Raw genomic sequence first — 14688 nt, 5'->3', positions numbered from 1 at the left:
AGTGAAAAAAAATAAACTTTATACTATTTCTATACTGATAATTCTCATTATATTTTTCGGTGGAATTTACAAATTTATTTTCACTCCAAAGAAGGTGACTCTAACGTTAGGAATACAGGAAGGTTCAAGTTGGGGTGTTCCACAGGGAAAAGAAAATAAAGTTATAGATGATGCCATACGCAGGTTTGAAAAAGAAAACCCAGGTATTGAAATTGAATATGAGAGTGGAATAAGGAAAACAGATTATTCTGATTGGTTGTCAAATAAACTCCTTAAAGGAGAACAACCAGATATATTTTTAGTTCCAGATAAAGATTTCAATTTATTAGCTTCAATAGGAGCGTTGAAAAATCTTGATAGTAGTATTGACAAATATATTGACCCAACAGATTATTATAATGTAGCGTTTGATGCTGGAAAATATGAAAATTCTCAGTATGCACTACCATTTGAAAGTAATCCGATGATGATGTGTATTAATAAAGATTTGCTAGAGAAGTCCGGGTATAGTATTCCAAAAAAAAACTGGTCGATTGAGAATTTTTTTAACAGTATTAAATCAACAACAAAAGATACTAATAATGATGGTACCTTTGATCAGTTTGGTATTGTTGGTTACAATTGGTATTATGCAACGGCAGCTTATAATAGCAATATATTTACTAAAGATAAAATAAATTTAAATACAAACCAAACTAGAAAAGCTTTCAATTTAATTGAAGACATCAATACCTTGACTGGTAACAATAAGGTTTCTGTAGAAGATTTTGATAAAGAGAAAGTTGTCTTTAGGCCAATGTCAATGGCAGAATATCGAACGTATAAGCCATACCCCTATCATATTTCAAAATATTCAAGATTTGAATGGACCTGTGTACCAATGCCAAGTCAAACTTCGAAAGATCAGACTACCCAGGTAGATACATCATTGTTTGCTATTTCAGCTCGTACAAAACATGTAAAACAAGCATGGAAATTTTTAAAATTTTTATCAAATGATAAAGTAACACAACAAGAATTAATGAACCATTCACAAGGTGTATCAGTTTTAAAAAGTACAATGAAATCTAAAGAAACACAAGAAATACTGCAAAAAGATAATTTTGGAAGTAATTCATTAGTTTCAACTACAATAGACCAGATGATGTCTTCAGGTTTCTCCACGCAAAAGTTTAAAAAATATAATTTAGTTTATGAAGAAGCAGATTATTTAATAAAAAATTCTATTGAAAAAGGAACTTTAGATTTTGATATTGAAAATATCGAAAAGAGATTAAACTTATTATTAAAATAAAAACAATAACAATTAGTTATTGTTTTTTTATGACATTTGTCATATTAAATTCGTGACATTTAACAATTATATCTTATAAATAATAATATTAAAATAAAGGAAAGAGATGAAAGGAAGAACAAAATGAAATATATTCTACTAGTTAGCCATGGAAAATTTTCAGAGGGAATTAGAGATTCTTTATCTATGTTTGTTGAAGATAAAATGGATCAGGTTATCGCTGTTGGTCTAAAAAAAGGACAGTCAGTAGATGATTTTTCTAAGACTTTATCTAAAAAATTAGTTGATATTAGTCTGGGGAATCAAATTATAATTCTTTCAGATATTATTGGCGGAAGTCCTCTTACGACAACTTTAAACTATTTAGATGAAAAGGGACTATTAGATAACTCAGTCGTACTTGGTGGTATGAATTTAACGATGGCTATAACTGCTACTGTTATGAAAGATATTTCTGAGGGTGATGATTTTGTCGACAATATTTTATCAGAATCACATTCTGCACTTCAGGAATTTAAAATTAGTGATGCAAAAGCAGAAGAGGATGAAGAAGATTTCATCTAATTCTATGATTTTAGGAGGATAAAAGAATGTCAGTATCATTTGTTAGAATTGATGATAGAATCATCCATGGTCAAACGGTAACTCGTTGGGCAAAAGAATACCCATGCGATGGGTTGATTGCAGTTAATGATGCAGCTGCAAATAGTAATGTCCTTAAACAAGCATTTAAGGGAGCTTCAGATAAAAAAACATTTGTATGGTCCGTAGAAGATTTTAATAAAAAATCGCAAAAAGTTTTGGATTCGGATACACAATATTTTATTATTGCAAAAAATCCAATAGATATGAAAAAAATACTCGTTGATAATAAATTCGTACCTGGGGATATTAAAGAAATCATCGTTGGTCCAGCAAATGATCGTCCTGGAACTATTAAGCTTGGAAACAACCAATCAATTACACCTGAAGAAGCAGAAGCTTTTGAAGAAATTGAAAAAATGGGTTATAAAGTGAAATTCCAACTATTACCTGATGTATCAATTGGATATTGGAGCAATTTCAAGAGTAAATTTGGTTATTAATAAAGGAGAAGGATATGACAATATCATGGTTTCAAGCGACTATTCTAGGAATATTTGCTAGTCTTGCATCAATGCCTGGTATGGGTGGATCAAGTATTGGGAATTATACTTTGGGTAGACCATTAGTCGGTGGTTTGGTTTGTGGTTTAATTTTAGGAGATTTAAAATTAGGAATTATATGTGGTGTAGCTATGCAATTGGTATATATTGCCCTAGTTACTCCTGGAGGAACAGTCTCAGCGGACGTTCGTGCAGTTTCATATATTGGAATACCACTTGCAATGATTGCTATAAAATCTCAAGGGCTTTCTTTAGAATCAAGTCAAGCTTCTGATTTAGCAAAATCAATGGGAACTCTAGTTGGTACTATTGGTACAGTTTTATTTTATGGTACAGCAACACTTAATCTGGTTTGGCAACATATTGGTTGGAAAGCTGTTGAAGATGGTGAGTTTCATAAGCTTTATAAAGTAGACTGGGTGTATCCTTGGATTTCACATTTTATTTTCTCATTTCTACCAACACTAATTATGTGTAAATTAGGATCCACTGCAGTTACTTCACTTCAACAAGCTTTACCAATGGATGGTATTGCAATGAAAACTTTATTCACTGTTGGAGCATTATTACCATGTGTAGGGATTGCTATCTTATTAAAACAACTAGTTGATAAAGTAACTGACTTTATTCCATTCTTTGTTGGTTTTACATTAGCAGCTTCACTTGGATTAAATCTTGTTTCTAGTGCTGTGATCTCACTAATCTTTGCTTTCCTATTTTATGAATTAGATATGATTAAATTAAATCCTAAAAATCAACAGGTAGCATCTGAAGAATATATTGATGATGAAGAGGAGGATATCTAAAATGGCAGAAAAGAAAAAACTTTCTAAAAAAACATTAAATAAGGCTTTTCATCATTGGTATTATGGCCATTTAACTTGTTTCTCACAAGAGCATATGCAAACTTTTGGATACTTAACTTCAATGTTACCAATTATTGAAGAATTGTATGATGACAAAGAGAAACAAAAAGAATCAATGAAAACCTATACTGCTTTCTTCAACACTGAACCTCAGTTAGGTACCGTAGTAGTAGGTATAACTGCTGGTTTAGAAGAAGCAAGAGCAAATGGTGAAGCTGTTGACGATGAAGCTATTAATGCTATGAGAGCTGGTTTAATGGGGCCAGTAGCAGGTATTGGGGATTCCTTAATTGTAGGAACTTTGATTCCTATATTACTTGGGATAGCATTAGGCCTATCAAAAGGTGGTTCACCAGTTGGTGCAATCTTCTATATCATTGTTTGGAACTTATTAGCTTATTTCGGTATGAAATTTGCATTCTTTAAAGGCTATGAACTAGGTGATAAAGCTGTTGAATTTCTAGTAGGGCCTCAAGGTCTTGCAATTAGGAAAGCAATAGGTATTGTAGGTGGAATGGTAATTGGCGCAGTTGCAGCTACCTGGGTTTCTGTTAGAACATCATTTACACTTGGAAGTGGGAAAAAACCATTTCTAGTTCTGCAAGATCAATTAGACGCTGTCTATCCTGGGTTACTAACAGCTATATTCATCGTACTTTGCTGGTGGTTGATGTCTAAAAAGAAAATGTCTCCACTAAAAGTAATGTTACTTTTGGTCGTGGTAGCTTTTGTAGGAGTTTTAATTGGATTTTTCAATCCAGGATTAAGTTATTAATTTTATAGGAGTAGTCAATGACTGATAAAAATGTAGTTAAAGGATATGAAACAGAAATCAGCTATCAAAAACATATGATAGAAAATCTAGAACGCTGGTTTTCAACACTATTACTTACCTCCAGTGTTGCTGTAGCTCTTTTATTTATTTTACTTCATCAAAATTCTATTTTTAAAGTTATTGAAATTGTGCTTTTATTAATAAGTGTTTTAGGAATGATAGTAATTGGTCGTGGAATTTATAATGGTAAAAGAAATATTAATATGATAATTATGGAATTTGAAAAGAAATTAAGTGTGTAAATATTATTAATCTCCTTAATATTTAAATTAATGATCTATCATTTAAAAATTCTTTCTAAAAGATCTACCATCAATTTATGGTAGATCTTTTATTTTTATGTTAAAACCTGAGGTTGTTTTTAATGATGATAATGAATACTAAAAAACTAATACTTTTTTAGTATTGCTTTTTTTTGTACAAATAAATACTGTCTTTTTCTATTTTTTGTCTTATTGAAATAAATTTAAGTGATCTAAATTTAATTTATTGAATCAAGAATGGCATTAAATCAACTTTTCTGACGATTACAAAACTTTAAAAAACATGGAGTAAATGTTGTTCAAAGATGTGGCACGTTACATCGAATTCTACAACACATAACTTTATGAATCAAAATTAAACTACCTAACTCCTCAAGAATTCAGGAATCAGATTGCTTAACTTATCTTATATTATTTGACTGTCTAATTGACAGTTAGCTATTCACCTAAAATAGTATTGTCTTTATTTGTATATATTTTTACCAATAAAGGCAACAAGACTGTAAATTAGATAATAATTTTTATATAATTTAATAAATATATTGTAAGATGCCCCCTACAACGATTTCCTACAAATTTTTGTGATAATAATAATTAAGAATGCTGATTTTAAAGGCTTTTTATTTTGCTGAATTTTTGAAAAATTGTTATCAGAAAAATAATGTGGGACAAAAAGGGGACAATATAAATTTTCGTTTAGTTCTTGTATTAATTTATTCATTGTCATATATCACTTTAAATTAAATTTGAAAAATGAAATTAGCAAACTTCAAAACTTATAAACGGTATTTTAAAAATATTTAGTTTTTAAAATAGTAACATCTCCATTTGGATTGATTTTTATTAATTTCATTTCTGTAATTTGAGATTTTAGATTTATTATTTTATTTAAACAATAACTAAAAAGCTCTTTAATTTTGTTAGATGCAATACGATTGGCGATTGTTAAATGAGGAACCCAATTTTCTATTGAGTAAACTGAATTAACATCAATGTAGTTTGAGAAGAATTTAGCTACATTATTGTGTAGGTAAATTAATTGCTGACTGTAAAATGGACTCAGAAATAAAATATTTGTTTTGCAAAAAGATCCAATTGAGACGAAATTAATTGGAAAACCATTTGGAAGATTATACTTTTCGAATCGATTTATTAATTCACTTTCTCTACAATTTTCAGAGAATGAGGCTAAAGTTAAGTGGGGTTCTCGATCCATTATTTCAAATCCATAGTTTGAAAGATCGTTGTCTCTAAGATCTTTCCAAATTGATTTGATAAAATTTTGAGTATTATTGTCAAAAGTAATTATTATTGCATACATATTTATCTCCCTTTCTTAAATATATCAAAATAATATTTAAGATAACTTATACCAAAATTACTTTACTATAGATCTGTAGTTTTGATAGTTCTGTCTTTTACTTATCACTTTTAGTTGAAACATTCTATTATTTCGTGTAATTTCCTCTTTTATTTCAATTTCAGCTTTATGAAAATTGGAGGTGTCGATAAAATGAATATAGTTTTCTGAAGAAAGATTAACTAATGTATCTTTTCCTAAAAAAGTTGATAAGTTCCTTACTTTAGATTTTAGGTCATCATTTCCAAAATAAAGTACAAAAAATTCAACTTTTGTGACTTTTTGAAAATCCTTATTAAAAAAATCTAAAAAAATTTCTTTATCAAGAATATCAAGTGAGTGACCAAAAATTATGATTCTACAAATATCAAAATTTTTTAATGAACTTGGATCAATAAACTTCTTATATTTAAAACCTGTTTTTTTAATAATTCTTTGGAAAGTTTTTTGATAATTAACTAGATCGTTGTTTACGATATTATCGTTATCTTCAATTCCAAAGACCAGGTGATTATTATCTATTGAAGACTCAATGAAATTTTGTCTACCATGAATATAGTGAATAGATTCTTTGTCTAAATTATATTTCTGTTCAGCAGTATCAGTATAGTTAAAAGTCAATATATTATCTATTTTCCCAAAGTTATCAATAATATTGACGCCATTATTCTTAATAATTTCTTTTTTATCTTCAATATTATCAAGATAAAATAGATAAAATTCTAGTAGTAAGGTTAATGAATTTAATGATTGTTCTACTCTATGATTATATCTAGTTAATATACTATAAATTGAAATTTCATCAGAGTTATCTTGATATGCCAATTCTTCTAAAATAAAAGATATATGACTGCTATTTTGAAAGTTTTGGAAATAGTTTTTAGCAGATTGTAATTTATCATAATCTGTTTGAGAATTGATATCGTTATATATAAAAAGTAGATCTTGTTCTTTAAGGCTTTCTTTAATTATTGTAATTCCACTCGCTAACTGTGAAATTTGACTTTCAAGGTTATTCCAATTATCAATTTTTAGTTTATTTAAAAGTATGAATCTAAGGATAATGTTATCAGAGAATTGATCGAAAAAAGCTCGGTACGAATTAATAATTTTATCGTCATTAACTTCTTTTATATTTTTATTGTTTTCATACCAACTTTCAGTATATTTGGAATAATTGTCTTTAAAAAAGTTGGTAGTCTGAACTATATCTAGTAATAATTCAAAATAAATACTACTATCTTTATAAGTTATCCAAAGGTCTTGAAATGTATCATGAATAAATTCAATAAAATAATCAGTTTCTCCCATAGGGAATTGAATATTATCACTGAATAATGAAACATATTTTTCTATCGTTTCGTCGTACCCAATAAAAGTTGCATCCTGAAAAAATATTAAATTATAATCATAAATAAAATTCAAATTATTTTTATTAAGACCTGGGTATCTATCACTGTATAAATTAATAATTTTTTCAATAATTTCATAAGTTAAGACATTTTTATTTGAGTTAAAACTTTCCAAGATAGTTTCTGGTGAAACTGCAAACGAAAATGTTTCGGATAGACTTATATATTTTTTGTCTCTATCAGGAAATCCAACTATCTGGCATGCAAACTTAATGAAATCTTCATATTTAGTTTTTCTTTTCAGTGCAAGATCAAATCCATTACCAATAATTAATATATTTTTTTCTTTCATAACTTTAATTATAATTTCTTCCGTTATATTTTATTTATTTTCAATATCAAAATGATCGGAGATATATCGAACTTTTTCAAACATCTCATTAATCTTTTCTTCCGAACCTAAGATTAGGTCTAAAGGTGCATTTCCTCTAGCCATTTCAATTGCTTCTTCAACCTCAGTTGTTAGTTTTCCATCATTATCTCTATACAATTCCTCTCCTCTTGAATCATATAATTGATAACCTCTAGTAAGGAATAATAGATCATTAATTAAGTTTTGGAAATTTTTATCGTACTCTAATTCGGAGATAGCATTACTTGCTTTTAGAATGGTACTCGCTTTATCGCTATATTCATCTGTTTCAAACACAGCTTTTTCTAATTGAATTTGCTGTGGTGTTCCAAATAGATCTGTTGGAGAAGCATTGAAAAATCCAGCAATTTTCTCTAAATTTGTAAATGTTGGATAAGCACTTTGATTTTCGATATTTGAAATAGTTTGTGATGAAATACCTAGTTCTTGGGCTAACTCTTTTTGAGATAGTCCTTTTTGTTTCCGTAAACGAATTAAATTAGGTGCAAAGTTTTCAATCATTATAAAAGCTCCTTAAAATTTATATTTATATTATAACATTTATTTTGATAATTTTATAAGCTTTTGTTGACAATTTAAAATAACGATGTATAATGTAATTAAATAAATTATAATATAAAAAAATAATTTAAAATTTAATAAAGGTGGTGATGCTATAGATTATAAAGAAATAGCTTTAATAACAAACAAGTCGGTTAGTACAATCAAGAAATGGCGTTTACGTATTGAAACTTTATCTGGATACAAATTTAAAAAAGTCAGGAGAAGAGTTTCTAAGCGTAGCACACAAGTTTTCTTTGATTTTACAGAAACAGAAGTTACTAAATTTATTGTCTTGTCTAAACTGGTAGATAAGACAAAGAAATTGGATGACTCTATTAAAGAAGTCTGGGGCGACTCAAAAGCTCAGTCCGAACGAGATATAAAAAGTGAATTAGAAATGCTATCAGATGATTTTTATAAATTCCTATTTAAAGCAGAAGATAGTTTATTTCAATTGAAAAAATCTAATCAGTCTTTACAGAAACAGGTCGAGAATCTAGCAGAGCGATTAGACACTTTAGAAAATGAGAAAACTTCAAGTATACTTAACAAATTCAAGCGAGGTTTCTGAGGGCAATCGATTATCTAACGAGGAGCGAGGTGCTGGAAGCCATAGCGACTCGGGAGATAAAAGCAGAGTGCTCGAGGACAAACCTAAGTTTGATAAGTTAATAATCTATGAAAATTCTTTTGAAATTTATATGAAAATAGTTACCCCGCTACTAATAGGGGGTACACACGTACATGAAATACTGCTCAAACCTTTGATATATATGGGGTGAAGGTGATTTGATACCATTAAATGCTGAAATCCATTGAGAGAGTAAGGCTGAGAGTAACTTTTGTGTACAGGAAGAAAAGATGCAAATAATTTATTATGAAAATGAGGTAGAAAAATGGCAATAATTAAACTAACAGATACAGTAAGTCTAGGAGACTTAAACTTGGAAAAATCTCAATTTGAAATTCCTAAAAGAGTAATTATCTTATCCGCACGTATTAACAATAAATATAATAATATCAATGGTGAATCAGTTCAAACTGATGAAATTTCAAAAATAACTTGTCAAGTACAAGATGCGGAAAAAGTTAAAGTCTTAAAAGAGATGGGAATGTCTGCTGATGACTTGAAAACAATCCCATTAGAAATTTTGGATAATCTTGATAAGATTAGTAAAATTGCAAGCAATGATGGGCTTATTGAAAAATCAATTGAATTGGTTAATCCCCAAGTTCGTTTAGCATGGAACATGAATCGAAAAGGTTGGGGTGGAATAAAACTTACAACCTCAGATATCAAAATTATAGGTGAATAAGATTGTTTAACAGCGTTAAGATTGATTACTTCGCTGTTACAGTAAAAGATGTCACTCCAAGGTTTGTAATAGAGAAAATTTTATTGATACCTTTAACGAATTTTACATTGAATGATTGGGGAGTCAATAAGTATCAACGTCACTATGCTTGTTCAGAGATAAAAGTTTACTTTAACTTAGATCCTAATAGTAGTATGGGAGTTTATATTGAATTGAAAGGACAAGGCTGTCGTCAGTATGAGGAATTTCTTGAAGGTAATGATAATAATTGGACTAGTTTAGTACAGAGACTAATTGATTATAATTCAAATTTTACGAGATTAGATATTGCGAATGATATTTTTGATGACTCAATAAATGTTCAAAAGCTTTATGACTATAGCAAAAAAGGATTATGCATCACGACTGCTAGACATGCGGAATATCATGAAAAATTTATTATCGACTCAGGAGAACTCGTTGGTGAAACAGTTGTCTTTGGTGCAAGAGGAAACCAACAATGGTGTGTCTATAATAAATTAATGGAGCAAAATGGAAAATTACAGATGGATATTGACATTAATTCATGGGTTCGAGCTGAGCTAAGATGTTGGCAAGAGAAGGCTAACCTGATTGCTTATCAACTAAATGACATGCGACCTCTTGCTTCAATATATTTTGAGGCTATCAATGGACATTATCGTTTTGTTTCTCCAAAAGCAAGAGATAAAAATAAACGAAGAAGAGAATCTGTAAGATGGTGGCAAAACTATATCAATACAGAGGAGAAAACACGACTGAGTATTGTGAGAGAAAAACCAACATTAAGGCAGTCTGAAGCGTGGACTGATAAACAAGTGTCAAAGACAATCGCAAAGGTTTATATGGCAAAATACGAAGCCTACGGTATCGATCAGGCAGAAGTCTTTTTACAAGACTTACTTCGCAGGGGAGTTGAAAAGTTTACTGATAATGACGAAAAGGAGATTGAACAATATGTACGTGAACAACAAAGCTCTGAATATTGGGGCATAAAAAAAGCCGACTTGTGAAAGAAGTCGACATAGAAAAAATATTCTAGATAAATTATAACACGAAAGGAAAAAAATACAATGACAAATAATGTAATGACTAATAAAGACTTAATTGAAATGGGCTATCGTCCCTCAACAGCAAACCATATTATCCATCAAGCTAGAAATTTAATGGTGGAACGTGGTTATACTTTCTATGATCGTAAACGTCTTATGGTTGTCCCTAGAAGTGCGGTTTCAGAAGTAATTGGACTTGAGGTGTAACATATGGCAAATGCAAGATATAGAAGGAGAGGGAATCAAAATCTTTGGGCATATGAAATTCGTGAAGAAGGTAAGACGGTTGCCTATAATAGTGGTTATAAGACTAAGAAACTAGCGGAGGCGGAAGCAGAGCCGATTCTCCAAAAGTTAAGAACTGGGAGCATTATTACAAAAAATATCTCATTACCAGAACTTTATCAAGAGTGGTTAGATTTAAAGATTATACCTAGTACTAGAAGTGATGTGACGAAAAAGAAATATCTAAGTCGTAAGGTAACACTTGAAAAGTTATTTGGAGATAAGCCTATTTCTCAAATTAGACCTAGTGAATATCAACGGATTATGAATAACTATGGTAATAGGGTAAGTCGTAATTTCCTAGGTCGTTTAAATACTGGCGTGAAACAAAGTTTACAGATGGCTATCGCTGATAAAGTTATGATTGAAGATTTCACTCAAAATGTAGAATTATTTTCGACAGCAAAAAGTCAAGATGCGGATAGTAAATACCTTCATAGTGAAAAGGATTATTTGGATCTTATAAATGCTGTAAAAGGTAAATTCAATTATAAGAAATCTGTTGTTCCATATATTATCTATTTTTTATTAAAAACAGGTATGAGATATGGAGAATTAATTGCTTTAACTTGGGGAGATATTGATTTTCATAAAGGAATCTTAAAAACTTATAGAAGATTTAACTCTGAAACAAGTCAGTTTGTTCCACCTAAAAATAAAACGTCAATCAGAATTGTTCCAGTTGATAATGAGTGTCTAGAAATCTTGAAAAATCTTCAGATTGAACAAAATCAATCAAATAAAGAGCTTGGATTACAAAATACAAACAATATGGTATTTCAACATTTTGGTTATCCTAATAGTGTACCGAGTACAAACGGTACAAATAAGGTTCTAAGAGGCATCGTTCAAGAGTTGAATATAGAACCCATCATTACGACAAAAGGTGCTAGACACACCTATGGAAGCTTCCTATGGCATAGAGGATATGATTTAGGAATTATTGCGAAAATTCTAGGTCATAAAGATATATCTATGCTAATTGAAGTATACGGTCACACGCTTGAAGAAAAAATTCAAGAAGAGTACAATGATATTAAACAACTTTGGCAATAATTTAATAACAAGGGATTAATAGATGACAGATGAAGAATTTGCAGATTTGGTAGAACAAAAAAGTATGGGTAAAAAATTAGATATCAATAATAAAGAAGCTATTGAAGAATTCTTTGGCGATGAAGATTTTTCTGAATATGAATATTTATTTTTTGACGATTCTCAAAAAAATTAAAATCAAAGCTATTTATGATAAAGGGGTGAAATATGAAAAAATTAACATCTTATATTAGAAGTATTGAAATGATACTATAGTTAATATCATCATTCATTGCTACAATGTTTTATCTGTCCTTTAGGTAAAAGTTGAAAAAAATAATTTTATTGGTCGTTCAGAAAAAAAGCACCATGAGTAGTGTGTAAAAAAACAAAATACTCATGGTACTTTTTACTTTTATTAAGGATACGATATTTATTAATTAATATTTGTGTAACTGTGATAGAATAAATATTAAAATCCCGAAAGGAAAAAATAAATATGGAAATTTCAAAGATCTTGTTTAATTTAAAGAGTGGCTCAGAAGTTGAAATACGAAGTCCGAAAGAAAGTGATGTTGAGAAAGTCATTTCTTATTTATTTAAAACGGCTGGCGAGACAGAATTTATTTATAGATATCCTGAAGAATGTTATATCTATACTCCTGAAAAAGAAATGCTACTCTTTAAAAAAATTAATGAATCTGAGACTGAAGCGATGTTGTTGTGCTTGAAAGATAATGAGGTAATCGGAGATTGTCGTATCTCATGGAATAAAAGGATTAAGACAAAGCACAGAGCCAATCTATCAATTGCTGTTTTGCAAAAGTATTGGAGTCAGGGAGTGGGTTCAAAGTTACTGAGCGAGGCAATAAATATAGTAAATAATAATAAGGATATCTTACAAATAGAATTAGATTTTGTTGAGGGGAATTCGAGAGCTAGGGCTTTATACGAGAAATTTGGTTTTAGAATAACAGGTGTTAAACCAAGTGCAATTCGATTAAGAAATGGAAAATTATTGAATGAATACTCAATGGTAAAAGAATTCTAAAAAACACACAGAAAATAAGAAAACATAAGTAAATTTAAATTCAAGTATGAAATTTAGAAAGGAATATTGAATGAATATTAAACTCGTGAAATTATCATATGATTATAAAGACCAACTCGTTGATATGCTTACTGAATGGAAGGAAGATATTAAGACTAATCATACAGATTCTTCTCCCTGGATGATATTTAGAAATGACTTTAATCATTTTGATTACTATTTAGAAAATCTGGAAATTAAAGAAGAAACAGATGACGGTAGAGTTCCGGATACAACACTGTTTTGTCTGGATACAGATCGTAATATTTTTGTAGGCGCTGTAAATATTCGTCACTATCTAAATGAAGGACTACTAAGGACAGGAGGGCATATTGGAGATGGTATTCGACCTAGTGAACGAAGAAAAGGTTATGCTACAGCTATGCTTAAGCTTGCCTTAATTGAGTGTAAGAAAATGGGTATCGATAGAGTCTTAATGAGTTGTGATAAAAGTAATATTGGTTCTGCTAAATCAATCATTAATGTTAGTGGTGTTTTAGAGAATGAAGTGGAAGAGAATGGAAAGATTGTGCAAAGATACTGGATTCAACTTTGATTCATACGAATATACCTTTTTTATCAGTTTAAGAACAAAGAATTTATTTAAACTATCTCGGGGAAAATGATGGGATAATTACCCTTTAGACATGTAGAAAGCCTTTAAACAAAGGCTTTTTATGTATAGTATGGATGTCCTCTACAAGATGAAACTAAAATTCTTCAAATTATTGAAAATTATGATATTAGTTTTTTAAAAAATTTTTGAATCGTAATCTGACTTTCAAAAATATAAAAAATTGAATCTTTGGTGGACATAAAGGTATTTCTATGCTAATTTAAATTTGTGACTACATACTTGTAGAAAAATACAAGGATAGTATAAAGATATTAGAATAAATATGCTAATGTAAAGTAAAGTAGGAGATAGTCATTATGAGGGATGAGCAAGAAATATATAATTTGGTTTTATACATAGCAAATCGAGATAAAAGAATCGAAGCTGTACTATTGAATGGATCTAGGGCTAACCTAGATGTACCGAAAGATGATTTTCAAGATTATGATATTGTATTTGTTACTAGTTTTATAGAAGACATTATTTCTGACACTAATTATCATAAAAAATTCGGTGATATTCTTATAATGCAAAAACCAGATGAGGTTAGAAATAAGACGGAATACAATTGCTTTGCTTACTTAATGCAGTTTCAAGATATGACGAGGATTGATTTAAGGCTTATTAAACCAGAATTTTTGGAGGATTATTTAAATGATGCTTTTTCAAAAGTCCTTTTAGATAAAAAGAATAAATATCTTGATTATAGTTTTGAAAGAAGTTCACTGTACGAAACAAAGCAATTATCAGAAGATGAAATCAACAAAATTCTTAATGAAATATATTGGGTTAGTACTTATGTAGTCAAGGGGATAGCAAGAAATGATATTATTTATTCAGAGTTTATGATATCTAATCCTATTAAAAATGCTTTTATCAAACTTCTAAAACAAAAAATATTAATAGAAAGAAAGCTAGATTCATTATCTTTTGGAAAGCTCGACAAGGATATCTTACAATATATTACAGATAAAGATCAACTATTGAAAATTTTTTCAAATAAATCTTTAAAAGACATTGAGACTAACTTGCGATTTTTGTTAGATGAAACAAATCAAATGGCAAAATATATTTCTATTAATAGAAAACTTAATCTGAATCAAGGAGAATACCAATCAGCAATGAAATTCATGAATAACGTCTTGTCAAATTCATATCAAGATTTCAACTAAGATTATTGTGGAA

17 protein-coding genes are annotated in these 14688 nt (G+C 29.4%); 14 read left to right on the top strand and 3 right to left on the bottom strand.

All coding sequences use genetic code 11. From position 1 onward, the window contains the following. Position 1 precedes the first annotated feature (1 nt). The 6 genes from SPB_RS08665 to SPB_RS08640 all read left to right on the top strand — a co-directional run bounded on the left by SPB_RS08665 (position 2) and on the right by SPB_RS08640 (position 4382). Complete coding sequence (locus SPB_RS08665) at positions 2-1294, top strand: ABC transporter substrate-binding protein (RefSeq protein WP_003102582.1); 1293 nt, start codon at positions 2-4, stop codon at positions 1292-1294. A 123-nt stretch (positions 1295-1417) separates the two neighbouring features. Further along, a complete protein-coding gene (locus tag SPB_RS08660) occupies positions 1418-1858 on the top strand; it encodes a PTS sugar transporter subunit IIA (RefSeq protein ID WP_003105353.1) in 441 nt (146 codons plus the stop codon). Between the two features lie 26 nt (positions 1859-1884). After that, positions 1885-2379: a PTS sugar transporter subunit IIB gene (locus SPB_RS08655; protein ID WP_003103258.1), complete on the top strand. Its 495-nt coding sequence runs from the start codon at positions 1885-1887 to the stop codon at positions 2377-2379. Positions 2380-2393: 14 nt separating this feature from the next. After that, complete coding sequence (locus tag SPB_RS08650; protein ID WP_003104340.1) at positions 2394-3245, top strand: PTS mannose/fructose/sorbose/N-acetylgalactosamine transporter subunit IIC; 852 nt, start codon at positions 2394-2396, stop codon at positions 3243-3245. A gap of 1 nt (position 3246) precedes the next feature. Then, positions 3247-4080 (top strand): PTS system mannose/fructose/sorbose family transporter subunit IID, encoded by an 834-nt coding sequence (locus tag SPB_RS08645; RefSeq protein WP_003105289.1) that lies wholly within the window; start codon positions 3247-3249, stop codon positions 4078-4080. Between the two features lie 17 nt (positions 4081-4097). Beyond that, positions 4098-4382 (top strand): hypothetical protein, encoded by a 285-nt coding sequence (locus SPB_RS08640; RefSeq protein ID WP_003104963.1) that lies wholly within the window; start codon positions 4098-4100, stop codon positions 4380-4382. An 811-nt stretch (positions 4383-5193) separates the two neighbouring features. Here SPB_RS08640 and SPB_RS08635 read toward each other — a convergent pair. The 3 genes from SPB_RS08635 to SPB_RS08625 are packed head-to-tail and all read right to left on the bottom strand — an operon-like array spanning position 5194 to position 8049. Further along, positions 5194-5724 (bottom strand): 2'-5' RNA ligase family protein, encoded by a 531-nt coding sequence (locus SPB_RS08635; RefSeq protein WP_003105759.1) that lies wholly within the window; start codon positions 5722-5724, stop codon positions 5194-5196. 57 nt (positions 5725-5781) lie between these two features. Beyond that, positions 5782-7467: an AbiH family protein gene (locus SPB_RS08630; RefSeq protein ID WP_003103484.1), complete on the bottom strand. Its 1686-nt coding sequence runs from the start codon at positions 7465-7467 to the stop codon at positions 5782-5784. Positions 7468-7497: 30 nt separating this feature from the next. Continuing rightward, positions 7498-8049 (bottom strand): helix-turn-helix transcriptional regulator, encoded by a 552-nt coding sequence (locus tag SPB_RS08625; RefSeq protein WP_003104837.1) that lies wholly within the window; start codon positions 8047-8049, stop codon positions 7498-7500. 938 nt (positions 8050-8987) lie between these two features. On the opposite strand from SPB_RS08625, the gene SPB_RS08615 reads away from it, so the two are divergent. The 8 genes from SPB_RS08615 (at position 8988) to SPB_RS08580 (ending at position 14675) form a co-directional block, all read left to right on the top strand. After that, the gene (locus SPB_RS08615; RefSeq protein WP_003104153.1) at positions 8988-9407 is read left to right on the top strand and encodes a hypothetical protein; all 420 of its coding nucleotides are present in this window, start codon (positions 8988-8990) and stop codon (positions 9405-9407) included. 2 nt (positions 9408-9409) lie between these two features. Next, positions 9410-10438, top strand: a complete 1029-nt coding sequence (locus SPB_RS08610; RefSeq protein ID WP_003105771.1) for a replication initiation factor domain-containing protein — start codon at positions 9410-9412, stop codon at positions 10436-10438. A gap of 60 nt (positions 10439-10498) precedes the next feature. Next, a complete protein-coding gene (locus SPB_RS08605) occupies positions 10499-10684 on the top strand; it encodes a DUF3173 domain-containing protein (RefSeq protein ID WP_000184043.1) in 186 nt (61 codons plus the stop codon). A gap of 3 nt (positions 10685-10687) precedes the next feature. After that, complete coding sequence (locus tag SPB_RS08600) at positions 10688-11818, top strand: tyrosine-type recombinase/integrase (protein WP_003105275.1); 1131 nt, start codon at positions 10688-10690, stop codon at positions 11816-11818. 22 nt (positions 11819-11840) lie between these two features. Further along, positions 11841-11993 (top strand): hypothetical protein, encoded by a 153-nt coding sequence (locus tag SPB_RS08595; RefSeq protein ID WP_003105955.1) that lies wholly within the window; start codon positions 11841-11843, stop codon positions 11991-11993. A gap of 303 nt (positions 11994-12296) precedes the next feature. Further along, positions 12297-12848, top strand: a complete 552-nt coding sequence (locus SPB_RS08590; protein WP_003105921.1) for a GNAT family N-acetyltransferase — start codon at positions 12297-12299, stop codon at positions 12846-12848. Positions 12849-12918: 70 nt separating this feature from the next. After that, positions 12919-13443 carry a GNAT family N-acetyltransferase gene (locus tag SPB_RS08585; RefSeq protein WP_003103710.1) on the top strand — a complete coding sequence of 175 codons (525 nt, stop codon included), beginning with the start codon at positions 12919-12921 and terminating at the stop codon, positions 13441-13443. 377 nt (positions 13444-13820) lie between these two features. After that, positions 13821-14675 carry an aminoglycoside 6-adenylyltransferase gene (locus tag SPB_RS08580; protein WP_003105613.1) on the top strand — a complete coding sequence of 285 codons (855 nt, stop codon included), beginning with the start codon at positions 13821-13823 and terminating at the stop codon, positions 14673-14675. The last annotated feature ends 13 nt before the right edge of the window (positions 14676-14688 follow it).

The sequence above is a fragment of the Streptococcus parauberis NCFD 2020 genome, assembly GCF_000187935.1.
In the GTDB taxonomy this organism is placed as follows: Bacteria; Bacillota; Bacilli; order Lactobacillales; family Streptococcaceae; genus Streptococcus; species Streptococcus parauberis.
The sequence above is the reverse complement of the archived record's forward strand: the minus strand, read 5'-3'. Positions and strand labels throughout refer to the sequence as shown.